The following is a 22,204-nucleotide window of genomic DNA, read 5'->3' as shown; positions in this document are numbered from 1 at the left end:
GGATCATGTCAACGCATGATTACCTCGTGGCGGATTCACGGGGTCCCGGTCCGTCGAAGGGCCCAGGGTGGCGTCGAGGAGAGGAGCCGCTGTGTCGTCGGACGACGTGACCGGCCAGGCCGCCGGCGGGACCCGTCGCCGGGACGCCGCGGCGACCCGGCGGGCCCTGCTGCTGGCCGCCCGTGCCCGGTTCACGCAGCTCGGCTACGACCGTACGACGCTGCGGGGGGTCGCCGCGGACGCCGGGGTCAACCTTGCGCTCATCAAGCGGTACTTCGGCTCCAAGGAGGGCCTGTTCAAGGCGGCGCTGGCGTCGACGCCCCGGTTCCTGGGCGGTGACGGGGAGGTCCCGCGCGACCGGGCGGCGCTGGCCGAGGCACTGAGCCGGCAGCTGGCGGCCGGGGCGTGGGCGGAGTTCGGCGAGCATCCGGTGCTGATGCTGCTGCGGGACTCCGGGGACGAGCAGGTGGCCGGGGTGCGTCGGCGTGCTCTGGAGGAGTTCGGCCGCCAGGTGCTCGAAGCGTCGGGCGCCTCGTCGGCACCCGACGCCCAGCTGCGGGCGGAGCTCCTGGTCGCCCTCGGTGTCGGGGTCGCCGTCCTGCGCTCCGCCGTGGGCCTGCGTCCCCTGGCCGACGCGACACCCGAGGACCTCCTGGGCCCCCTCCACGACGTCGTGGAGGGTCTGCTCGGACCGCCGCCGCGCTGAACACCCCGCTCGCGGGATTCACTCCGGCCAGGCGGAGTTCCTGATGACCTCGACGAAGTCGCCGCGCCGGAAGCCGGGGACGAAGTGGGCGAGCACGTCCGCCTTGACGTTGCCGAAGGTGGTGTCGGGGCGGTCCTGGATGCCCTCGGTGAAGGCGGCGAGGATCTGGTTCTTGAAGTCGGGGCGGGGGTGCGCCGCGACGACCGCCGCACGCTGCTCGTCGGTGACGTCGTGGTAGCCGAGGCCCAGCACGTCCAGCTCGACCCCGCGGGTGACCAGGGCGATCTCGGGTGCCATGTGCAGCGGGATCTCCGGGGTGGTGTGCAGGGCGATGGCCGTCCAGACCCGGTCGGCGGGTTCGCCGGTGATGCCGCGGGCCCGGAGGAAGGCACGGGCCTCGTCGGCGCCGTCGATCTCGAAGCGCTGGTCGGTGCGGCGCAGGCTCTTGGTGAGCCCCAGGTCGTGGAACATCGCGCCGACGTACAACAGCTCCGGGTCGAAGCCCAGCCCCAGGGCCCGGCCGCGCAGCGAGCCCCACAGGAAGACCCGCCGGGAGTGGTCGAACACCACCGGGGTGGCGACGTCACGGACCATCTCGGTGGCATCCCGGACCAGGGCGGTGTCCGGGATGCGCACGCCTGCGATCTCTTCGCTCATCGTTCTCAGCCTCCGTGCCGGATAGGTGATGTACGTCCAGGATCCGCCGGGGACGTAGGCTGGACCATGTCCCTGCTGCCAGGAAAACCACGGATTCGGACATGACGCATCGGGTGGGCTTTGTGGTCTTCGAGGGGGTGACCATGCTCGACGTCAGCGGTCCTTCGGAGGTGCTGCACCAGGCGGGCCGGCTCGCCGACCCCTACGAGCTGGTGCTGGTCTCCCCGGAGGGCGGCACGGTGACCACGTCCGCCGGTCTCGCGCTGAGCGGCACGGTCCGGGCGGCCGACGCCGGCCCGGTGGACACGGTCCTGGTGGCCGGCGGTGACCGGCTCGCCGAGCGGCCGGTCGAGGAGCCGCTGCTCGCCACGGCTCGGGCCCTGAGCGAGGGGGCGCACCGGGTCGCCTCGGTGTGCACGGGCGCGTTCGTGCTGGGCGAGCTGGGCCTGCTGGACGGCCGGCGCGCGACGACGCACTGGCGGCACGCGGCCACCTTCGCGCGCCTCTACCCGGGGGTGCGGGTCGAGCCGGACGCCATCCACATCCGCGACGGGCGGTACGTCACCTCGGCCGGCATCAGCGCGGGCATCGACCTCGCCCTCGCCCTGGTGGAGGACGACCACGGCGCGGACGTGGCGCGGGACGTCGCCCGCGAACTGGTCGTCTTCCTGCAACGCCCCGGCGGCCAGTCGCAGTTCTCCACGGCCATCGCCACCCCGCCCGCCCGCAGCGACCTGCTCCGCACCCTGGTCGCGGCCGTACTCGCCGATCCGACCGCCGACCACACGCTGCCCGCCATGGCCGCGTCCGCCGCAGTCAGCCCCCGGCACCTCACCCGGCTGTTCACCGCCGAACTGGGCACCACACCCGCGCGCTGGGTCGAGCGCGTCCGCCTGGACCGTGCCCAGCAGCTACTCCTGGCCGGCCACAGCGTCACCGCGGCCGCCCGGCACAGCGGCCTCGGCACCGACGAGACCCTCCGCCGCGCCTTCGCCCGCCACCTGGGCACCACCCCGACCCACTACCGCAGACGCTTCGCCACCACCGGTCCCCCGGAACGGCCGGGGCGCCTGCCATGATCGTCGGCACGGGGACACACATCCCGCCGGCCGCGGTGGCCGACTTCCACCGGGATCCGCCGCTCGACGTGTCGCGCCCCTGACTCACCCCGGGCGCCGCCCGGTTGCGGCGTACTGCTCCGACGACAGCCCGAACACCCGAACGTGCCGACCGGAGGTGGGATTCACGGTCTCACGGACCGGACGCATCCCCAGCTTGGTCACGATCCGTTCGGAGGCGTCGTTGCCCACCTGGACGATGCTGACGATCCGCTCCAGCCCCCGCTCCCCGAACCCGAACCGTACGGCCGCCGCAGCGGCCTCGGTGGCCAGGCCCTGCCCCCAGTGGGCACGGCCCAGCCGCCAGCCGACCTCCACCGCCGGCAGTACCTCCGGCAGGAATTCGGGCACCGAAAGGCCGGTGAACCCGGCCAGTTCGCCCGTGGCCCGGATCTCCACGGCGAACAGGCCGAACCCCCGTGACTCCCACTCGCTCTCCCATGCCCGGACCCCGTCGCGCGTCTGCTGTTCGTCACGGACGCTGCCGTCGCGGATCCACCGCATGACCTCGGGGTCGGCGTTGACGGCGGCCATGGGCGCGATGTCTTCCTCGCGCCAGCGGCGCAGGACCAGACGGGGAGTCTCGAGTGTGACCATCCGGCCATTCTGGATCACACGGGCGGAGCCACCTGCGCGCGCACCCACGCGGGGTCCGGGTTGGTGTGCGGCTGCCCCGCCACGACGACGGTCGGCACGGTCTCGTTGCCGTCGTTGGCCGCCCGCACCGCCGCCGCTCCCGCCGGATCACGCCAGATGTCGACCCAGTACAACTGCCGGGCGCTGCGCCCCAGCCGGATGCGCAGTCGCATGCAGTACGTGCAGCCCGGCCGCCAGAAGACGACCGGCCGGCCGTCCGCCGCGCTGCGGCGCTGCGCCTCCCCCGCACCGATCGACCTGGGGAAGACCAGCGGCGAGTTCACGCCGGCGAGCGCCAGGAACGCCAGGAGGAGCGCGGCCGCCGTACCGGGGCTCCCCTTGACGAGCAGCCCGGTCGCGAAGGCCGAGCCGCAGAGCACGAACACCACCGGCAGGGTCCAGACACGCATCATGGTGACGCAGGCTAGTGGATCGGCCGCGCAGGTGAACTTCCGGGCATCGGCGGTGCGTTGATCCGACTCCGCAGGCATCCTGCCGGCCGCCCCGGACCGGCTAGGGGACGAGCACCAGCCGCCCGCGGACCCCGCCCGCCGCCAGCCGGGCGTGGGCCTTGGCGGCGTCGTCCAGGGAGAACGTCTCGGCCACCCGGAGCGTCAGCACGCCCTCGTCCACGAGCCCCGCCAGCTCCGCGAGGCGTGCCCCGTCCGCGGTCACGCCGACGGCGGCCGTCCGCACCCCGCGCACCGGGGCGGGCTCACCGCCGGGCCGGACACCGACGTAGCCGCCCCCGTCCCGCACCCACTCCAGGGCCGGCTCGCCCAGCACCGCCGCGTCCAGCACCGCGTCGAAGCTCCTGGCCTCGACGGCGCCCGCCGTGAAGTGCGCGGCCCCCAGCGACCGTACGAGCTCCTCGTCGGTCGCGCGGGCCAGCGCGGTGACCGAGATCCCCCGGTGGGCGGCGAGCTGGACGGCGAAGCCGCCGACCGCGCCCGCCGCACCGGTCACCAGGAGGGACTGCCCTTCGGCCGGCTCCAGCAGATCCAGGGCCTGTGCGGCGGTCAGCCCGTTCAGCGGCAGCGTCGCCGCGTGCACGGCGTCCACCGTGGCCGGTGCCGTGGCCGCCGCGTCCGCCTCGACGACGACGTACTCGGCGTGCGAGCCGAGCGGCCGCACGATGCCGGGGTCCAGCGCCACCACCTGGTCGCCGACGCCCCAGGCGGTCGCGAAGCCGGCCGCGTCCACGGTTCCGGCGACGTCCCAGCCGAGCCCGATCCGCTTGCCCGCGCCACCGAAGAAACCGGCCCGCACACCCGCGTCCACGGGGTTCAGCGCGGCCGCCGCGACCTTGATCCGTACCTGGCTCGGGCCCGGCTCGGGCCGCTCCGTCGCCACGACCTCCACGGCCTCCGGTCCGCCGAACGTGTTCACCACTGCTGCGCGCATGACGCCTGGCTCCCTCTACGTCTTTCCCGCTGCGGTCTCTCCTCAGCTGTCTGCAACCCTAGGAAGAGCTACTATCCACGGGAAAGTAGTTACCTGAAGGTGCCTAGGTCCCCCAGGGGTGAGCGATGCCGACGACGACGGCGGCCCAGCGGCGCGAGCAGGCGCGCGTGGAGTACGACGCGTTCCTCCGGGCCTGCCCCACCAACCAGCTGCTCGACCGGATCAGCGACAAATGGGTCAGCCTGGTCGTCTGCGCGCTGGCCCCCGGCTCCATGCGGTACAGCGAACTCGCCCGCAAGATCGCCGGCGTCAGCCCCAAGATGCTGACCCAGACCCTGCGCTCCCTGGAACGCGACGGCATTCTCGCCCGGACGGTGACCCCGTCCGTCCCCGTCCGCGTGGACTACGAGCTCACCCCGCTCGGCCGCAGCCTCTCCCTGCTGCTGGCGGGCGTGAAGGACTGGGCGGAGACCCACATCGAAGAGGTCCACGAGGCACGCGGGCGCTATGACGCGGGGGCCGAGGAGCAGTCCGACCGCCCGGCCGAAAAGCACTGATCAGACGCTCGAACTGGCCGCTCGCAACCGCCAGTTCAAGCCGTTGTTCTGATGCGGTCATGACATTCGCGTCTCGCGGATGTCAATCTGCTCTCCGAAAGTTCACCGCCTGCTCACAGGTGTCTCACACAACTCCCTTGCCCAATCACTGACTTCACCCCGCACGGCAGCGAGGACCCGACCCGCCTCCGAGCCGTGCCACCCACCCGCGCGCCGCCGGACGGCCTCACCAGGCCGACCCGCTCTCCCGGGCCCCACCAGGGCCCGACCACCCCACAGAAGGAGAACGCATGCTCCGGCAGGACCGTCACCACCGCCGCGCCAGACACAGCGCGGCCCTGGCACTCGCCGCCGCAAGTGCCCTGCTCGTGACCGGAATCCAGCACGGCACCGCCGTGGCCGCACCCGACGGCCACGCACCCGCCAAGATCCTGGCCACCCCCGACGCCGGCGCGGCCCCCGCCGCGCTCTCGCCGGCGAAGCACGCCGCGCTGCTCAAGGCCGCCACGGCCGGCGCCCCGGACACCGCGAGGACCCTGGGCCTCGGCAGCGCCGAGAAACTGCTCGTCAAGGACGTGACACAGGACGCCGACGGCACGACACACACCCGCTACGAACGCACCTACGCGGGCCTGCCCGTTCTCGGCGGCGACCTGATCGTCCACGACGGCGCCGGCCGCCTCACGGTGTCGCGGGCCACGAAGGCGGCCCTCGCACTCCCGTCCACCAAGGCGAAGACCTCCTCGGCCACGGCGAAGGCCCAGGCGCTCAGCACCGCCGCGCAGGCAGGCGCCGAGCGTCCCGCGCTCAACGGCGCCCCGCGTCTCGTGGTCTGGGCCGCCTCCGGCCACCCCGCCCTGGCCTGGGAGTCCGTGGTCGGCGGCTTCCAGGACGACGGCACCCCCAACGAACTCCACGTGATCACCGACGCGGACACCGGAAAGCAGCTCTTCCGCTACCAGGGCGTCGAAACCGGCACCGGCACCGGCCAGTTCAACGGGACCGTGCCGCTCAGCACCACGCTCTCCGGTTCGACGTACCAGCTCGTGGACGGCGACCGAGCCGGACACCGCACCTACGACCTGAACCAGGGCACCTCCGGCACCGGCACGCTCTTCACCGACGACAACGATGTCTGGGGCGACGGCACCCCGGCCAACCGGCAGACCGCGGGCGTGGACGTGGCCTTCGGCGCGGCGGCCACCTGGGACTACTACAAGAACGTCTTCGGCCGCAACGGCATACGCAACGACGGCGTCGCCGCCTACAGCCGCGCCCACTACGGCAACAACTACGTCAACGCCTTCTGGCAGGACAGCTGCTTCTGCATGACGTACGGCGACGGTTCGGGCAACACCCACCCGCTCACCGCGCTCGACGTGGCCGCCCACGAGATGAGCCACGGTGTCACCGCGGCCACCGCCGGCCTCACCTACTCCGGCGAGTCGGGCGGTCTCAACGAGGCGACCTCCGACATCTTCGCCGCCGCCGTCGAGTTCTACGAGAACCTGCCGGCCGACGTCCCGGACTACCTGGTCGGCGAGAAGATCGACATCAACGGCGACGGCACCCCGCTGCGTTACATGGACAAGCCGAGCAAGGACGGGGCGTCCAGCGACTACTGGAGCTCCTCCCTGGGCGGCCTCGACGTCCACTACTCCTCGGGTCCGGCCAACCACTTCTTCTACCTGCTCTCCGAGGGCAGCGGGGCGAAGACCGTGAACGGGGTCGCCTACGACAGCCCCACCTACGACGGCGTGCCGGTGACCGGCATCGGCATCGACAACGCCCAGCGCGTCTGGTACCGGGCGCTCTCCACCTACATGACGTCCAGCACGAACTACGCGGGCGCCCGCACGGCCACCCTCCAGGCCGCGGCCGACCTGTTCGGCGCCTACAGCCCCTCCTACCTCGCCGTGGCGGACGCGTGGGCGGCGATCAACGTGGGCCATCGCATCGCGCTGGGCGTCAACATCGCGCCGGTCGCGGACCAGATCAGCGGCATCGGGCAGGCGGTGTCCCTGCAGACCGACGCGTACACCACCAACTCCGGGGCGGGGCTGACCTACACGGCCACCGGTCTGCCGGACGGCCTGACGATGAGTGACACGGGCCTGATCTCGGGCACCCCGACCACCCTCGGCACCAGCGACGTCACCGTCACGGTCACCGACGCCACCGGGGCGAGCAGCACCGTGAGCTTCTCCTGGGAGGTGGCGTACGTCTACGCCAGCGCCACCCGCGTCGACATCCCCGACAACAGCACGGCGGTGGAGTCCCCGATCACCGTCACCGACCGCACCGGGAACGCCTCGGCGACCACCCAGGTCTACGTGAAGATCATCCACACCTACCGGGGTGACCTGACGGTCGACCTGGTCGGCCCCACCGGAACGGTCTACCCGCTGCTCAACCGCAGCGGCGGCTCCGCCGACAACGTCGACCAGACGTTCACCGTCGACGCCTCCGCGCAGCCCCTGACCGGCACCTGGAAGCTCCGGGTCCAGGACCATGCCGCGATCGACGTCGGCTACATCGAGCAGTGGCGGCTCATCCCCTGAGCCCTACCCCGGCCGGTGACCCGGCCGGTTGCACGGACCCGTTGTGGGGGGGGGCCCCCCCCCGCCCCCCCCCCCCGGGGCCCCCCCGGGGGGGGCCCCCCCCGGGGGGGGGGCGGGGGGGGGGGGTTGACCCGGGGGGGGCCCCGCGGGGGCCGGGGGGGCCGGGGGCCGCCCGCGGCGGGGGGGGGCCCCCCCCGGCCCCCCCCCCGGGGGGGGCCCCCGGGGGGGGCCCCGCCCCGGGGGGGGGGGCCCCCCCCCCCCCCCCCCCCCACAACGGGTCCGCCCGGGTGCTGACAGCACCCGTTCGGCGTAACGTGTGGTGGGAATGAACCGGTCGCGGACCATGCGGTCCGATGTCGTCCGTCGGCCCGTTGGTCTCCGTGACGTGCACCCGCATCAGTCAGGAGCGCATCGTGGGGACACCTGTTCGTCGACGCGCGCGTGGCGGTCCGGCCGCCCGGCGCACCACTGTTGGACTCGTCACCGCCGCGCTCGCCGCCGGTGTGTGCACCGTGCCGGCCGCGGACGCGGCCGGCCGGCCCGTGTCCGCCGCATCCGCCGTCTCCGCCGCCAGCTGCGCCGACACGGTCTACGCGAAGATGACCCAGGCCCAGCGCGTGGGCCAGCTGTTCATGGGCGGGGTCAACGCCACCCGCCCGAGTGCGACGGACCTGAAGACGCTGCGCACCTACCACGTCGGGTCCGTCATGCTCACCGGCCGCAGCACCGCCGGGACAGCCGCGACGCGGAAGGTGGTCGACGCGTTCCGCACGCAGGCCGACACGGTCGGCGGGCACCGGGTCGGGCTGCTGGTCTCCACCGACCAGGAGGGCGGCCAGGTCCAGGTGCTCAGCGGACCCGGTTTCTCGGTCATCCCCAACGCCCTGACCCAGGGCACGTGGAGCACCGCGACTCTGCGCAGCCGCGCCGCGACCTGGGCGGGTCAGCTCAAGGCGGCGGGCCTGGACCTGAACCTCGCCCCGGTCGCCGACGTGGTGCCCGCGAGTCTCGGCACCCGCAACGCCCCCATCGGCCACTTCTACCGCGAGTACGGCCACACCCCCGCCGTGGTGACCTCGCACACCGGCGCCTTCGCGGCGGGCTTCCGCACGGCCAAGGTGATGACCACCTTCAAGCACTTCCCCGGACTGGGCCAGGTGATCGGCAACACCGACACCACCGCGAACGTCGTCGACTCGGTGACCACCGCGTCCAGTTCGAGCCTGCAGCCGTTCCAGAGCGGGATCAAGGCAGGGGCGCCGTTCGTGATGATCTCGTCGGCGAAGTACACGAAGATCGACTCGAAGCACATCGCCGCGTTCTCCCCGACCGTCATCAACTCGCTGCTGCGCACCAGGTTCGGCTTCAAGGGAGTCGTGATCTCCGACGACCTCGGCCAGGCGGTCGCGGTCCGCGCCTACACCCCGGCCCAGCGGGCGGTGCAGTTCATAGGCGCCGGCGGCGACATGGTCCTCACGGTCAAGGCGTCGACCGTACCGGCGATGGTCCAGGGGGTGCAGGCCCAGATGGCGAAGGACGCGTCGTTCCGCACCAAGGTCGCCGCCTCCGTGCACCGCATCCTCACCGCCAAGGCGAACGCGGGCCGCCTCACCTGCAGCTGAGACCGGTTGCCCGGGTGCGCTCGCGGCGCCGGACGCGTTCGGGCAGCGGGGTCCGGTAGTCGGGCAGCAGGCGCAGGGCACGAAACGCGGACTTCAGGAAAAGACGGACGACACGTTCGCGGCCGGGGCCGAGCCGTCCGATCCGGTGGAGCCGGCAGACCCGCTCGCCGGCCAGACAGCGGGTCAGGTCCCTGCCGAACGCCCGTAAGGGCGCCGGGAACCATCGTTCGGCGAAGTAGTCCATCATCGCGGTCGCCACGGCATGTCCGGCTTCCGTCGGTTCGTAGGGCCGCCCGTCGAACTCCAGGGCGAACTCGGTCATCGCCTCCCAGCTCTCGGGGAAGCACTCGTCGGCGAGAGGCCCCGACTCGCGTTCCAGGAGGCGGAACAGGGTCTGCGCCCAGCGGTGCCACGCGGTCTTCATGGCGTCACTCGTGCCGGGCAGTCCCAGCGAGGTCTGCAGGCGGTCGCCGTAGGTGGCGAGCAGGACGAGAGGGTAGACGAAGTCGTCGGTGTCGTCGAAGTTGCCGGGCAGGTGCGGGGTGGCCGCCGCGATCGCCAGGTGGATGCGGTTGAGCCGGTCGGCGGCCGCGCGCCCCGCTTCGCTGGACAGGCCGTCCACCATCCACGCCATCAGGAACCGGTTGGCGTCCTGGTACCGCCGCTCGGGTCTCGTCGTCAGCTTCGCGGTGTGCGCCAGCGTCGCGGCCGTGGCGCCGGGCTGCATCATGCGCATGGTGCCCGGGTAGAGCGTCGCCGCCAGGGCGAACTCCGGGATTCCGTACGCGACATAGAGCGAGATCATCCGCTCCCAGTCGGCCTCCGGATCCAGCCCGGCGAGCTCCCGGTCCACCCACTTGTACCCACGGCGCAACGTCCGTCCCCCCAAGTCGAACCCGTTCCCCGGAGGACAGGACGCAGAAAACGCGCTCATGGCTGCGTCGGACGTTCCGACGTTCTCTCGCACCTCCCCCGGCTCGAACGGCGGCTCTCCGAGGCCCTGGGCAGGCGACCCGGAAAGCCGCCGGACCCGGCACCCGGCCGGCATCGAGTCGCCCGAGCGCCGCACCACCGAGTCGGAACAGCGAATTCCCGGCCTGCGCGGCGCACGCGCGGAACGCGATCGCTCAGGCCGGATCGGGACGCGTCGCGTCCCGGTGGGAGACGGCGAGGTAGCCGACGAAGCAGGCGATGGCGGCCGTCCAGGCGAGGGTCACCGGTGCCAGTCCCAGGCCGAGCCCGCCGCGGCCGTGGCCGACCGCCATCCAGTCGGCGAGGGAGGCGCCGAGGGGGCGGGTGATGACGTAGGCCGTCCAGAAGGCGGCCACGGCGTTCAGGGCGCCGCCGCGGTGGGCGAGTGCGGGCAGGCAGATCGCGACGGCGAAGAGGACCGCGGAGCCGAAGTAGCCGAGGCCGGCGGTGGCGGTCAGGTCGCCTGCGGCGGTGCCGAGGGCGAAGGTGGCGAGGACGGTCGCCCAGTAGAAGGTCTCACGGCGGCGGGTGCGGATGCCGTGGATGGACAGCGTCCGCTCGACGGCGTACCAGAGGGCGAAGACCGCGGCCAGCACGACGACGAAGAACGGGGTGGACAGCGTGTAGGGCACGCCCAGCCCGACGTGCAGGACGTCGGCGGCCATCGTGCCGAAGACGCTGACCATGACGACCGCGGTCCAGTACACCCAGGCGATGTACCGGCGGACCGCGAACTGCACGGACAGGGAGACCACGAGGGCGAGACCGCCGAGGCCGACGGCCGGTATCGGGCCGAGGACCCGGGCCAGCAGGTCCGACGCGGTCTCGCCCATCCCGGTGGTGAGCACCTTGATGATCCAGAAGTAGACGGTGACTTCCGGCACCTTGTTCGCCATGGTGCGGAGGGGAACGCGGGAGCGGTCGTCGAGGAGGTGCTCTGTGGTCATGGGCGGCACGATGGCACGCCGTGCACTCGGTGCCACAGATGTCTTTGCCAATGTTTTGGCGCCTCTGGTGCATGAGTTTCAGGTCCGCGCGCCGGGCCTGAACGCAACCTGAACGCCACGGCGAACTCCCTGGTCACGGTGGTCGGGAAGGTGCTAGGCAGGTCTGTTCGGACCCGGGTGCCACGACGGTGGGCGCCCCGTCGGCCGCCTGCGATCGTCTAGAGTTCCGTACGACGTCTACAAAGGTGTAGTCGTTCAGGTGTTCAGGTGAGACCGTCCGCCGAAAGGGCCCCGTTCATGACCACACCGATCCTCGCGGCGTCACAGCTGGCCGTGAACGTGCTCGACGCCCACTCGCTGCTGTCGGCCTTCGGCGTGCTGGGCGTCGGGGTGGTGATGTTCGCCGAGACGGGGCTGCTGGTCGGGTTCTTCCTGCCGGGCGACTCCCTGCTGTTCACCGCCGGCCTGCTGTGCACCGGGTCGGCGCAGGGCAGCCTCCACCTGTCCCTGGGGCCGCTCCTGGTGGCGGCGGCCGTGGGCGCGCTGGCCGGGGCGCAGTTCGGGTACCTGCTCGGCCGGAAGGCGGGCGGCACCCTGCTGGCACGCAGCCGCTCCAGGCGCCTGCACGAGGGCGTGCAACGCGCCGAGGACTTCCTCGGCCGGTACGGCCACGCCAAGGCCATCGTCCTGGCGCGCTTCGTGCCGGTGGTGCGCACGGTGCTCAACCCGATGGCGGGTGCGCTGGAAGTCCCGGTGCGGACGTTCACCCAGTGGCAGGTCGTCGGCGGACTCGCGTGGAGTGTCGGCCTCACCCTCGCGGGATACGCGCTGGGCTCGTCGATCCCGGACGTCGACCGCTACCTGCTGCCGCTGGTGGCGCTGATCGTGGTCGTGTCCCTGATTCCGGTGGTCTCCGAGGTGTACCGGGGGCGCCGGGCCGCCAGGGCCGAGGAGGGACGCGGGTGACCACGCCGGCCCGCGCCGCGGTACGGCTGTAGCTCCGACGGAGGACCATGCCTCACAAGATCCTGGTCGTGGAGGACGACCACGCCCTGCGGGACGTGCTGCGCCGCGGGCTGGCCGACGAGGGTTTCGAGCCCGTGCCCGCCGCCGACGGCGCCACCGCCCTGCGGCTGACCGGCGACGGCATCGGCGCGGTCGTCCTGGACGTCGGGCTGCCGGACGCGGACGGCCGGGACGTGTGCCAGGCGATGCGCGCCAACGGTTTCGCGGCCCCGATCATCTTCCTCACGGCCCGCCACCACCTCACCGACCGGCTGTCCGGATTCTCGGCGGGGGGCGACGACTACCTTCCCAAGCCTTTCCACCTCGCCGAACTCGTCGCCCGGCTGCGGGCCGCGCTCAAGCGGTCCGCCCCGGCGGCCGTGTCCGCGGCCGGTGACCTGGTCCTGGACGCGACCCGGCACAGCGCGCGCGTCGGCGAGGCCCGGGTCGAGCTGTCCCCGACGGAGTTCCGGCTGCTGGCCGCGCTGGTGGCCGCGGGCGGGGGCATCGTGAGCCGCCGGGACCTGGTGCGGACCGCGTGGCCGGACGGGGCCCAGGTCAGCGACAACACTCTGGACCAGTACCTGAGCCGGCTGCGCCGCAAGCTGCGCGAGGCGGGCAGCGGCCTGAGCCTCGGGACGGCGCGCGGGATCGGCCACCGGCTGTCATGAACGGCCTCGTACGGCACCTGGCCCCGCGCACGCTGCGCGGCAGGCTCTCGCTCGTGGCGGTGACCACGGCGGCCCTCCTGATGACCGTCCTGACCGTGGCGTTCAACACCGTCATGGACCGGCACCTGCAGCACCAGGCGGACGCCGAACTGGGCAGCCGCGCGGCCGCCGTCGCCACCACCGTGGACACCAGCGGCTCGCGGGTACGGGTACTGGAGACCGTCAACGACCGGCTTCTCGACGCCAACGTCTGGATCTACAGCGGGGCGCGGCTGCTGGAGAAGCCCCCGTCCACCACCGCCGGCGGCACCCTGACCGAGGCCGCCGCCCGGCTCGCCGCGGACGGAGACGGCGTCTGTACGACCGTGACGGCCCGGGACCCCCGGTCCGTGCGGCTGTGCGCCCACTCCGTGGCCGGGCCTCGCAGCACGGCGACGGTCGTCACCGCCCTCGATCTCGCCCCGTACCGCAACTCGGCCGACGCCGTGCTGCTGGGGTCCCTGGTCCTGGACTCCGTCATGCTCGCGTGCACCTACGCACTGACCCGCCTCGCCGTCGGGCGGGCGCTGCGCCCGGTGCGCACCATGACGGACCAGGCCACCGAGTGGAGCGCGGCGGGCTCCGACGAGCGCTTCGGCGCCGCCGGCCAGCCGGCCGAGCTCGCCCGCCTGGGCGCCTCGCTGGACGCGCTGCTGGACCGCATCCGGACCGTGCTGCGGCACGAGCGGCAGCTGACCGGGGAGCTGTCCCACGAGCTGCGCACGCCGCTCACCCGGATCATCATCGAGCTGGACTGGTGGCGGGCCCGGCCGCGCTCCGATGCCGAGACCCGGGCGACGCACGAGGTGATCGCCGAGGCGGCCCAGGCCATGCGCACCATCTGCGACACCCTGCTGGACGACGCCCGCGAGGAGGCGCGCACCGCCGGCACCGCCCCCGGCGCCACGGCCGTCGTACCGGTCCTGCACCGGCTGGTCGACCGCCTCGGGACGCCGCAGCGGGTGACGGCCGTCGTCGACACGGCCGGTCCGGAGCCCGCGGCGGGCGTCCGGCCCGCACTCATCGAACGCATCGTCAGCCCCTTGCTGGCGAACGCGGTCCGGTACGCGCACTCCACGGTGACCGTGTCCGCGTGTCCGGTGCCCGGCGGGGTCCGGATCAGCGTCACCGACGACGGCCCCGGCGTGCCGGAGGCGTTCCTCGGCGACCTCTTCCAGCCCGGTCACCGGGCCGATCCCGGGGACGGGCACGACGGCGCGGGCCTCGGACTGCCGCTCGCGCGGCGCCTGGCCCGGTCCGTCGGCGGCGAGGTGAGCCACGACCCCGCGCACACCACCGGCGCCCGCTTCCTGGCCGACCTGCCCGCCGGGTGAGCCGCCCCGGAACCCCTTTCCCGTGCCCTAGTTCGCCGCCTGGGAGGAAATCCTGCGCTCCCGGACCTGCGCGTAGGCCATGAAGCCGAGCAGGACGGCCAGCAGGACGGCCGAGGAGCCGGCCGTACCGAGGTCGAGACCGCCCTTGGCGGCCGGTTTGGTCAGGAAGTCGCCCGCGGTCGCGCCCAGCGGGCGGGTGAGGACGAACGCGAACCAGAACAGCAGGACGTTGGACACCGCGGGCACCCTCGTCAGTGCGGCCAGGACGGCGAGCGCCCCGCTCACCAGCAGCGCGCCGCCGGCATAGCCGAGGCCGGAGCTGTCGGAGAGGAAGTCGCCCATTGAGGTGCCTAGGGTGTTGGAGACGAGGATCGCCGACCAGAACAGGGCCTCGCCGCGGAGGGTGACGATCTGCCGGATCTGGAACGTCATGCCGGTCGCCTTCCAGATCGCGAAGATGGCGAGGAGCATCGAGATCAGGATCGCCGCGCCGACCGGATAGCCGAGGCCGAGGCCCTGGGGTCCCCAGCCGAGTGAGGTGGCGCCGCCCGAGAGGTACCTGGCGCTCGCGTCGCGGTTCATGAAGTCGGACATGGTGGTGCCGGCCATGCTGGTGGACAGGATGACCGTCCAGTAGAAGAACGGGTGGTAGCGGCGGGACCGGAGCTGGGCGGCCAGCGTCACCACGAACAGCAGGAACAGCGCGATCGTGGTGAGGAAGTAACCGAGTTTCAGCGTCTGCGCGAAGAGGTCGCCGGCCGTCTCACCGAGGGTGGTCGCGGCGATCTTCATGATCCAGAACGCCAGCGTCACCTCCGGGAGTTTCTTCGTCGCCGACGTGATCCTGCCCTGCGCCGCGGGGCCGGTGAGAGCTTGGGACTGCTCCAAGGTGGGGGGCTCCTGTTCGGTGGTGGCGCAGGGCGCACGCTCCACGAGTGGACGAGGAGACGCGCGCCCTGGCATGAGCGGCCGCACAGGGCGGCCGCTTTGACCGACTTTGGCAGCATCGGCCTGAACGGATCCTGAACATCCCACCCGCGTTCCGGTCAGGCCGTGTGCCCCCTGGGCTGCCGCGCGCGTGTCGCGTCCTTCCGGGTGACCGAGAGGAAGACGACGAGCCGAAGGATGAGGGCCGGAGAGAGGGTGCCGGTGACGACGGCGCCCAGGCCCAAGCCGCCGTCTCCGCCCGGTGGGCGAGGTGGTCGCAGACGGAGGCGCCGAGCGGGCGGGGAGGACGGGGGCGAGCCAGAAGCTCCACACCGCGTTCAGCGCGAGGGCGCGAGGGTGACGGCGGTGGCCAGGCCGAACAGGACGGGGGCGAGCCAGTGGGCCAGTGGAGGGACTCGCGGGCGGTCGTGTCGATGTGATGGACGGACAGGGTCCGCTCACGTCGGTACCGGATCACGAACACGACCGCTAGGACTATCGCGAGGACGGTGGTGCCGGTCGCCGGCGGGACGCCCAAGCCGGCGGTGGGATTGTCGCTGATCAGGGTGGCGACGACGCTGATCAGGGCGACGGCCGGCCAGCACGCGCCCGCCCGGTGGGCGGTGGTGCGGAACTGGACGGTCGGGACGACGGAGAACGCGCCCCGGCCGCACAGCAGGGCCCGAAGGAACTTCGCCCGCTACACCGCGGGCACCGGCTCGCCGTGCCCTTCCCCGGGACGGGCCAGCACCACCAGCGCCACCCCGGCCGCCACCAGCGCGCCGAGCATGACGAGCGCCATCGGCCGGGAGCTGCCCTCCCCGAACACGCCCACCAGCGGAGCGGCCAGCGCACCGAAGAGGAACTGGAAGCCGCCCAGCAGCGCGGAGGCGGCGCCCGGGGCCGCGCGGCCCACCGCCTGGCCGATGCTCATGGCGCTCGGGAAGACCAGGCCGATGCCGCCGGCGGTCACGAACAGGGCGGTCCAGGTGCCCGCGAGGGTCTCACCCACGGTCACCAGCAGCAGGACCTGTGCCAGCGCGCCCAGCAGGGCGATACCGACCCCGGCCGAGAGCAGCGTGTTCAGGCGGGTGCCGCGCCCGGCCAGGCGGGCGAAACAGGCTCCGGCGGCCAGCATGGCGACGGCGTTGGTGGCGAAGATGAGGGAGTACGTGGTCGCGGAGACGCCGTGCAGGTTCTCGAAGACGAAGCTGGAGCCGCTGATGTAGGCGAACAGGGCGGCCGACACGAGAGCCACCACCAGGACGTATCCCATGAACGTACGGCCCGCGAGCAGCGTGCCCATGGCCCGGAAGGTCCCGGCGAGTCCACCGGACCGGCGCCGCTCCGGCGGCAGCGACTCGGGCACCGCCCGCACCACGGCGAGCAGCAGCAGCACGCCGAGCACGGCCAGTACGGCGAAGACCGCCCGCCAGGTGGAGACGGCGAGAACGGCCCCGCCGAGCACCGGCGCGGCGACCGGTGCCACGCCGATCACCTGTGACAACACCGCGAAGTAGCGCGGCAGTTCGGCGCCGTGGAAGCGGTCGGTGAGGACGGCCCTGGCGAGCACCATGCCGGCCGCGCCCGCCACGCCCTGCAGGAAGCGGGCCCCGGTGAGGGCGGCGATGTCCGGGGCCGCGGCGCAGCCCACGGAGCACAGGACGAATCCGGCCGACCCCGCTATGAGCAGCCGGCGCCTGCCGAGGCCGTCGCTGAGCGGGCCGATGAGGAGCTGGCCGACGACGAGTCCGGCCAGGAACGCGGTCATGGTCAGCTGCACGGCCGAGCCGCTCGCGCCGAGCGTCTTCCCCAGAGCGGGGAATCCGGGGACGTACATGTCGGTCGCGAGCGGGGCGACGGCGGTGAGGGCGCCGAGCACGGCGATGAGGGCGGTGACCGTGCGACCCGAAGGCGCAGGTCCGGGGGTGTCGGGGACAGCGTCGGCGCGGTTGCGCGAGGATGACGGAGCTGACATGGAAATAAAGGTAGCCGATAGTTCACTAGCTAACAAATATGAACTGCGAGAAGACGAGCCACATGCCCTCCCCCGCCCCGAACTCTCCCGACGCGCCCGACTCCCCCGCCTCCGCCCCCCTCTCCGCCTCCGCCAACCCGTCCGCCGCGGACGTCGGCACCCAGTGGGCCGCCCACCATCCCGGCCTGGACACCTCCCCCATGGAGCTGATCGGGCTGCTCAAGCACGCGACCGGTCTGCTCAACCGCTCCGTGGAGCCCCTCTACGCGGGCGCGCCGCTCACCGCGCCGGAGCTCGACATGCTGATCCCCCTGCGGCACGCGACCGAGCCCTTCATCGCCCGCAGTCTCGCCGAACGGCTGGGGCTGTCCAGGGCGGGGGTCAGCAAGACCCTCGGCAGGCTGGAGCAGCGGGGGTTCATCGCCCGCACCCCCAACCCCGCCGACCGGCGTGCCGCCCTGGTCACCATCACGGAGGCCGGCGCGAAGGCGGTCGACGAACTCTTCCCCCGGCAGCTCTCCGTCGAGACCGGGCTGCTGCACGGTCTGGGCGAGGACCGCGAGTGGGTGACCGAGGCGCTGCGCCGGCTGGTGGCGGCGATGGAGGCCCGCGCGGACCGGGGCTGACACCAGTCGGCCGGTGCCTGCTGTAGGGGATGTTCCAATTAGAGTGGTCAACGCAGAGGCGGCCCGCCATCCGGCCGCCGGGATCCCCGAGAGGCGCAGAGATGACCGGGCCGCAGACGACACGCAGGAAGCGTGCGAACGGGGTGGAGTCGCGCCAGCGCATCCTGGACGCCACCGTCGAGATCGCCGGCGAGCGCGGCTACGACGGCACCTCCATCGCGGCCGTCAGTGCCAAGTGCGGGCTGCCCGCCAGCTCCATCTACTGGCACTTCAAGGACAAGGACGACCTGATCGCGGCCGTCATCGAGCGCAGCTTCGAGACCTGGCTCAAGGCCGTCGAACTGCCCGGTGACGACGCCGGCACCCCGCTGGAACGGGTCGTGCTGATGGCCGCGAACGTGGCCAGGTCCCTCCTCGCCGCCCCGGACTTCCTGCGCCTCGGACTGATGCTCGCGCTGGAGCGCCGCCCCACCGAACCTCGCGGCCGTGCGGTCTTCCTCCAGGTCCGCGCCGTCTCCCACCGGCGCATCGCCGAGATCGTCACCGCCCTCTTCCCGGCCCTGACCGAGGACGAGGTGCACACCCTCACCACCTACGCGGTGGCCGGCGCCGACGGCCTGTTCGTGCACCGGGAGGTCCAGGGCGACTCCGTCGACCTGGTGGCCCTGTTCGAGCTGCACGCCCGGCTCATCCACGACGCGGCCGCCCGGATGGCGGCGCGGGCGGGACGCTGACGGCCCTCCCGCCCGCGCCGCGGACCCGCGTCCGCCGTCGGTCGGCCGGGCCGCGGCGGCAGGCGGCTCAGGAGGCCGCTTCCTCGTGACCGACGGTGACGACGATCTTGCCGACCTGCTCGTTCGCCGCCATGTAGCGGTGTGCCTCGGCGATGTCCGCGAGGTCGAAGGTGCGGTCGACGACGGGGTCGAAGGAGCCGGAGGCGAGGCCCGCGTTGACGAACGCGACGGCGCGGCGCAGCCGCTCGGGGTCCGTGGTGATCTCGAAGAGGGTGTACGTGCTGCTGGTCAGCGCCGGGAAGGACCGGGCGTTGGGCAGCGGGGTGGGACGCGGGTCGAGGGCACCGTAGACCACCAGGAAGCCGCCCGGGGCGATCCCCTGCGCGAGGGTCTCCACGCCGGGTCCGGCGACGGGGTCGAAGGCCAGGCGGACGCCCGCGCCGCCGGTGATCTCCTCGATCCGGGCGGGCAGGTCCTCCTCGTCGGTGACGATCACATGGGCCGCGCCGGCCTCCAGCAGGCGCTGCCGCTTGCCGGTGCCGCGCGTGGTGGCGACCGGGACCGCGCCGAGATGGCGGGCGATCTGGATGGCGGCGAGTCCGACGCTGCTGGAGGCCGCCGTGATCAGGACGTGGTCGCCGGGGCGCACCCGGCCGCTCTCGGCGAGGGGACCGTAGGCGGTGATGTACGCCATCCACACGGCCGCGGCCCGGACCGGGTCGACGCCGGCCGGGCGGGGCACGACCGCCGAGGCCGGGACGATGACGTGGTCGCCGTAGGTGCCGTAGTCGGTCTGCAGGAACTGCGGTACGACCGCCACCGGGTCGCCCTCGGCGAGACCGGCCACGCCCTCACCGACCGCCTCGACCACACCGGCGGCCTCGTAGCCGAGAAGCGAGGGGAAGACCGGGGCGTAGAAGTAGGCACCCTCGCGGTACATGATCTCGGCGCGGTTCAGGCCGATCGCGTCGACGCGGATCCGGACCTCGCCCGCGCCGGGCGCACCGACCTCGACCTCGCGGAGGGTGAGGACCTCGGGTCCGCCAATCCGGTCGAACTGAACGAGTCTTGCCATGGTGCATCCGTCCTAGGGGCAGGGATCGGGAAGGGGACGCGCCGGATCGGCCCGGCGTCTCCACCCACCCTCCCCCAAGGTTCGATGACCGTCAAATTTTGACTGCGATCGAAATAAGGTCACCGGCCGTTCCGGGCCGCACCCACTTCCGCCTCTGCCGCTGCCTCTGCCGCCGCGGCGGCCAGCACCGCGGAGAGCAGACCGGGGAAGCGCAGTTCCATCTCGTCGGCGCGCAGCGTGTTCATCTTCGTCGTGCCGACGTAGTACTGCCGGATCACGCCGGCCTCGCGCAGCACGGAGAAGTGGTGCGTCAGCGTCGACAGCGAGACGGGGGCGACGAACGTCCCGCAGCTCAGGTCCTCGCCCGCGTGGGCCAGCTGGGACACCACCATGCGCCGCACCGGGTCCACCAGCGCCTCCAGCACCTGCTGGAGCGAGACCTCGGACAGCTCGGGGTGCTCCACGGTGCGGGCGGTGGTGCGGGGGCGGGCCACGGTGACTCCTCGGGGCGGCTGCTGGGCGGTCAGGTCATGGTACGGCCGCCTTCACAACCGCCCCCGGCCCCGAGACAGTCCGGCGGAGCCTCAGGCCTTGCCCAGCAACTGGCGTACGTGCCGGACGATCTCCTCGTTGGTGTAGGCGTGCCCCCCGATTCCCCACCCGCCGGGCACCGCCTCGGTCAGGGCGACCCAGGTGCGCTCGGCGAGGGAGGGGTCGCCCGCGGCGGCGGCCACCAGTTCCGAGACCTCCCTGACCAGGCCGAGCTGCTGCTCCCGGTCGAGGGCACCGGCGTTGGTGGTGACGGTGACGCGCACGTGGTCGTTGCCGCCGCCCGCGGTGGCGAAGGCGTCGGCGTCCAGCTCGTGCACGAACGCCGCGGTGTTGTCCGAGAAGAACGGGATGACCGGGACCTTCTCCCAGCGCATGATCGCCTGCGCGAGGTCCTGGGCGAGAGCCTTGCGGTCCTTGATGGTCCCCTTGGCGGCGTACACGTCGATCATGGGCATGCGGTGGATCCTCGCTCCGTCTCGCGTCGGACTCTTCACGTCGGACTCGTCATGCCGATCGTGTCCGGCACGGGACCGCGGGAGATCCCGTGCCGTACGTAGTCCGTGCACGTGGGATGCGTAGGGGCGTCGGGACGGGGAGCCGGTACGGCCCTGCGGAGGCCGGCCGGAGGCCGATCAGGAATCGATCAGAGGTTGATCATGTGTCCGGCGAGCCCGTGCAGGGCGTCCTGGACCGCCTCGCTCAGCGTCGGATGGGCGTGCACGTTCCGGGCGAGTTCATGCACGGTGAGGTCCCACTTCTGGGCGAGGGTCAGCTCGGGCAGGAGCTCCGTCACGTCCGGTCCGATCAGGTGGCCGCCGATCAGTTCGCCGTACCGGGCGTCGCTGACGAGTTTCACGAACCCGACCGTGTCGCCGAGGCCGTGCGCCTTGGCGTTGGCCGTGAAGGGGAACTTCGCCACCCGCACGTCGAATCCCTGGGCGCGGGCCTCGGCCTCCGTCCAGCCGAAGCTGGCGATCTGCGGCTGGCAGAACGTCGCGCGCGGGATCATCCGGTAGTCCAGCTCCATGGTCTCCGCACCGGCGATGCTCTCCGCGGCGACGATGCCCATCGCCTCCGCGGTGTGCGCGAGCATGAGCTTCGCCGTGACGTCGCCGATGGCGTAGATGTGCGACTGGCTGGTCCGGCAGTACCCGTCGATGTCGATGGCACCGCGCTCAGTGAGCCGTACCCCGGTGCTGTTCAGGCCGTAGCCCGCCGTCCGCGGCTGGAAGCCGGTGGCCTGGAGGACCTTCTCCGCCTCCAGGACCTGCTCCGAGTCGCCGGAGCGGACGGTCACGCGGACGTTGTCCTCGGTCTCCTCGATGGACTGCACGGCGGTGGAGGTCAGGACCCTGATGCCCTGCCGCTTGAAGCGCCGGGTCAGCTCGGCCGAGACCTCCTCGTCCTCCAGCGGGGCGATCCGGTCCAGGAACTCCACCAGCGTGACGTCGACACCGTAGGAACGCAGCAGATAGGCGAACTCGACGCCGATGGCCCCGGCACCCGCGATGACGATGCTCGACGGGAGGGTGTCGGAGAGGATCTGCTCCTCGTAGGTGACGACGCGGCGGCCCAGGGTCGTACCGGGGAGCAGCTTCACGGTCGAGCCGGTCGCGATGATGCAGGAGCGGAAGGAGAGCGTGGTCTCGCCGTCGCGCATCCGCACCTGAAGGGTGTGCGGGTCGAGGAAGGTGCCCTGCCCGTCGAACTGCTCGATCTTGTTCTTGCGCATGAGGTAGCCGACGCCCTTGACGCGCCCGTCGGCCACCACCCGGCTGCGCTCGTAGGCGGCACGGTAGTCCAGGGCCACCTCTCCGCTGATCTTCACGCCGAAGTTCTCCGCGTCGTGCAGGATCAGCTGCGCGACCTCGGCGTTGCGCAGCAGCGCCTTCGCCGGGATGCAGCCGATGTTCAGACAGACACCTCCCCAGAAGCGGCCCTCCACGACGGCCGTGCGCAGGCCCAGCTGGGCGGCGCGGATCGCGGCCACGTAACCGCCCGGCCCGGCTCCCAGGACGACGACGTCGAAGTCGTTCTGCATGGCTCCACCTCACCGTTGTGTCGAGTCGCTCTGCTGACTCCA

General features: G+C 72.5%; 23 protein-coding genes. 10 read left to right on the top strand and 13 right to left on the bottom strand.

Annotated features, from left to right (window positions below; all coding sequences use genetic code 11):
• Positions 1 to 91: 91 nt before the first annotated feature.
• Complete coding sequence (locus tag ACIQVL_RS37410) at positions 92 to 706, top strand: TetR/AcrR family transcriptional regulator (protein ID WP_403477573.1); 615 nt, start codon at positions 92 to 94, stop codon at positions 704 to 706.
• An 18-nt stretch (positions 707 to 724) separates the two neighbouring features.
• Here ACIQVL_RS37410 and ACIQVL_RS37405 read toward each other — a convergent pair whose 3' ends face one another.
• Positions 725 to 1,363, bottom strand: coding sequence for an HD domain-containing protein (locus ACIQVL_RS37405; protein ID WP_403477572.1), 639 nt, complete (start codon positions 1,361 to 1,363; stop codon positions 725 to 727).
• A 101-nt stretch (positions 1,364 to 1,464) separates the two neighbouring features.
• Between ACIQVL_RS37405 and ACIQVL_RS37400 the strand changes: the two genes are divergently transcribed.
• Positions 1,465 to 2,442, top strand: a complete 978-nt coding sequence (locus ACIQVL_RS37400; protein ID WP_403477571.1) for a GlxA family transcriptional regulator — start codon at positions 1,465 to 1,467, stop codon at positions 2,440 to 2,442.
• 84 nt (positions 2,443 to 2,526) lie between these two features.
• On the opposite strand, the gene ACIQVL_RS37395 is transcribed toward ACIQVL_RS37400, so the two are convergent.
• From ACIQVL_RS37395 to ACIQVL_RS37385, 3 genes are all read right to left on the bottom strand, one after another.
• Positions 2,527 to 3,078 carry a GNAT family N-acetyltransferase gene (locus ACIQVL_RS37395; RefSeq protein ID WP_403425548.1) on the bottom strand — a complete coding sequence of 184 codons (552 nt, stop codon included), beginning with the start codon at positions 3,076 to 3,078 and terminating at the stop codon, positions 2,527 to 2,529.
• Positions 3,079 to 3,092: 14 nt separating this feature from the next.
• Positions 3,093 to 3,530, bottom strand: a complete 438-nt coding sequence (locus tag ACIQVL_RS37390; RefSeq protein ID WP_403425550.1) for a glutaredoxin domain-containing protein — start codon at positions 3,528 to 3,530, stop codon at positions 3,093 to 3,095.
• Between the two features lie 100 nt (positions 3,531 to 3,630).
• Complete coding sequence (locus tag ACIQVL_RS37385; protein WP_403425552.1) at positions 3,631 to 4,521, bottom strand: NADP-dependent oxidoreductase; 891 nt, start codon at positions 4,519 to 4,521, stop codon at positions 3,631 to 3,633.
• Positions 4,522 to 4,646: 125 nt separating this feature from the next.
• On the opposite strand from ACIQVL_RS37385, the gene ACIQVL_RS37380 reads away from it, so the two are divergent.
• The 3 genes from ACIQVL_RS37380 to ACIQVL_RS37370 all read left to right on the top strand — a co-directional run bounded on the left by ACIQVL_RS37380 (position 4,647) and on the right by ACIQVL_RS37370 (position 9,261).
• On the top strand, positions 4,647 to 5,078 hold the full coding sequence (locus ACIQVL_RS37380) for a winged helix-turn-helix transcriptional regulator (protein ID WP_403425554.1): 432 nt from the start codon (positions 4,647 to 4,649) through the stop codon (positions 5,076 to 5,078).
• 290 nt (positions 5,079 to 5,368) lie between these two features.
• Positions 5,369 to 7,639: a M4 family metallopeptidase gene (locus ACIQVL_RS37375; protein ID WP_403477570.1), complete on the top strand. Its 2,271-nt coding sequence runs from the start codon at positions 5,369 to 5,371 to the stop codon at positions 7,637 to 7,639.
• A 413-nt stretch (positions 7,640 to 8,052) separates the two neighbouring features.
• Positions 8,053 to 9,261 (top strand): glycoside hydrolase family 3 N-terminal domain-containing protein, encoded by a 1,209-nt coding sequence (locus ACIQVL_RS37370; RefSeq protein ID WP_403425557.1) that lies wholly within the window; start codon positions 8,053 to 8,055, stop codon positions 9,259 to 9,261.
• Here the strand turns inward: ACIQVL_RS37370 and ACIQVL_RS37365 are convergent.
• Positions 9,248 to 10,135, bottom strand: a complete 888-nt coding sequence (locus tag ACIQVL_RS37365) for a DUF2236 domain-containing protein (RefSeq protein ID WP_403425558.1) — start codon at positions 10,133 to 10,135, stop codon at positions 9,248 to 9,250. The genes ACIQVL_RS37370 and ACIQVL_RS37365 overlap by 14 nt on opposite strands.
• A 253-nt stretch (positions 10,136 to 10,388) precedes the next feature.
• Entirely contained in the window at positions 10,389 to 11,180 is a 792-nt protein-coding gene (locus ACIQVL_RS37360; protein WP_403477569.1) for a hypothetical protein, read from the bottom strand.
• A 297-nt stretch (positions 11,181 to 11,477) separates the two neighbouring features.
• Here ACIQVL_RS37360 and ACIQVL_RS37355 point away from each other — a divergent pair, with 297 nt between their 5' ends.
• Genes ACIQVL_RS37355 through ACIQVL_RS37345 form a run of 3 tightly spaced genes read left to right on the top strand, consistent with a single transcriptional unit; the run spans position 11,478 to position 14,229 of the window.
• On the top strand, positions 11,478 to 12,146 hold the full coding sequence (locus ACIQVL_RS37355) for a DedA family protein (RefSeq protein ID WP_403477568.1): 669 nt from the start codon (positions 11,478 to 11,480) through the stop codon (positions 12,144 to 12,146).
• Positions 12,147 to 12,193: 47 nt separating this feature from the next.
• Positions 12,194 to 12,856: a response regulator transcription factor gene (locus tag ACIQVL_RS37350; RefSeq protein WP_403425561.1), complete on the top strand. Its 663-nt coding sequence runs from the start codon at positions 12,194 to 12,196 to the stop codon at positions 12,854 to 12,856.
• Positions 12,853 to 14,229, top strand: coding sequence for a sensor histidine kinase (locus ACIQVL_RS37345; RefSeq protein ID WP_403477567.1), 1,377 nt, complete (start codon positions 12,853 to 12,855; stop codon positions 14,227 to 14,229). The genes ACIQVL_RS37350 and ACIQVL_RS37345 overlap by 4 nt, the downstream gene beginning before the upstream one ends.
• A 27-nt stretch (positions 14,230 to 14,256) precedes the next feature.
• Here ACIQVL_RS37345 and ACIQVL_RS37340 read toward each other — a convergent pair whose 3' ends face one another.
• The 3 genes from ACIQVL_RS37340 to ACIQVL_RS37330 form a co-directional block, all read right to left on the bottom strand.
• Positions 14,257 to 15,072 (bottom strand): hypothetical protein, encoded by an 816-nt coding sequence (locus ACIQVL_RS37340; protein WP_403477635.1) that lies wholly within the window; start codon positions 15,070 to 15,072, stop codon positions 14,257 to 14,259.
• Positions 14,993 to 15,718: a hypothetical protein gene (locus ACIQVL_RS37335; RefSeq protein ID WP_403477634.1), complete on the bottom strand. Its 726-nt coding sequence runs from the start codon at positions 15,716 to 15,718 to the stop codon at positions 14,993 to 14,995. The genes ACIQVL_RS37340 and ACIQVL_RS37335 overlap by 80 nt, the downstream gene beginning before the upstream one ends.
• A gap of 138 nt (positions 15,719 to 15,856) precedes the next feature.
• Positions 15,857 to 17,134: a multidrug effflux MFS transporter gene (locus tag ACIQVL_RS37330; RefSeq protein ID WP_403477566.1), complete on the bottom strand. Its 1,278-nt coding sequence runs from the start codon at positions 17,132 to 17,134 to the stop codon at positions 15,857 to 15,859.
• A gap of 62 nt (positions 17,135 to 17,196) precedes the next feature.
• Between ACIQVL_RS37330 and ACIQVL_RS37325 the strand changes: the two genes are divergently transcribed.
• Positions 17,197 to 17,760: a MarR family winged helix-turn-helix transcriptional regulator gene (locus tag ACIQVL_RS37325; RefSeq protein WP_403477565.1), complete on the top strand. Its 564-nt coding sequence runs from the start codon at positions 17,197 to 17,199 to the stop codon at positions 17,758 to 17,760.
• A 101-nt stretch (positions 17,761 to 17,861) separates the two neighbouring features.
• Positions 17,862 to 18,494: a TetR/AcrR family transcriptional regulator gene (locus ACIQVL_RS37320; RefSeq protein ID WP_403425567.1), complete on the top strand. Its 633-nt coding sequence runs from the start codon at positions 17,862 to 17,864 to the stop codon at positions 18,492 to 18,494.
• Between the two features lie 67 nt (positions 18,495 to 18,561).
• Here the strand turns inward: ACIQVL_RS37320 and ACIQVL_RS37315 are convergent, their stop codons facing one another.
• The 4 genes from ACIQVL_RS37315 to lpdA all read right to left on the bottom strand — a co-directional run bounded on the left by ACIQVL_RS37315 (position 18,562) and on the right by lpdA (position 22,162).
• Positions 18,562 to 19,569 carry a zinc-dependent alcohol dehydrogenase family protein gene (locus ACIQVL_RS37315; protein WP_403425568.1) on the bottom strand — a complete coding sequence of 336 codons (1,008 nt, stop codon included), beginning with the start codon at positions 19,567 to 19,569 and terminating at the stop codon, positions 18,562 to 18,564.
• Between the two features lie 119 nt (positions 19,570 to 19,688).
• Positions 19,689 to 20,063, bottom strand: coding sequence for an ArsR/SmtB family transcription factor (locus ACIQVL_RS37310; RefSeq protein ID WP_403425570.1), 375 nt, complete (start codon positions 20,061 to 20,063; stop codon positions 19,689 to 19,691).
• 90 nt (positions 20,064 to 20,153) lie between these two features.
• Positions 20,154 to 20,576 carry a 4-oxalocrotonate tautomerase family protein gene (locus tag ACIQVL_RS37305; RefSeq protein ID WP_403477564.1) on the bottom strand — a complete coding sequence of 141 codons (423 nt, stop codon included), beginning with the start codon at positions 20,574 to 20,576 and terminating at the stop codon, positions 20,154 to 20,156.
• Between the two features lie 188 nt (positions 20,577 to 20,764).
• A complete protein-coding gene (lpdA, locus tag ACIQVL_RS37300; protein WP_403477563.1) occupies positions 20,765 to 22,162 on the bottom strand; it encodes a dihydrolipoyl dehydrogenase in 1,398 nt (465 codons plus the stop codon).
• Positions 22,163 to 22,204: the final 42 nt, after the last annotated feature.

The organism is Streptomyces sp. NPDC090499, from assembly GCF_044769305.1.
Taxonomy (GTDB): domain Bacteria; phylum Actinomycetota; class Actinomycetes; order Streptomycetales; family Streptomycetaceae; genus Streptomyces.
Note: the sequence above shows the minus strand (reverse complement) of the source record. Positions and strands in the feature narration are given on the sequence as shown.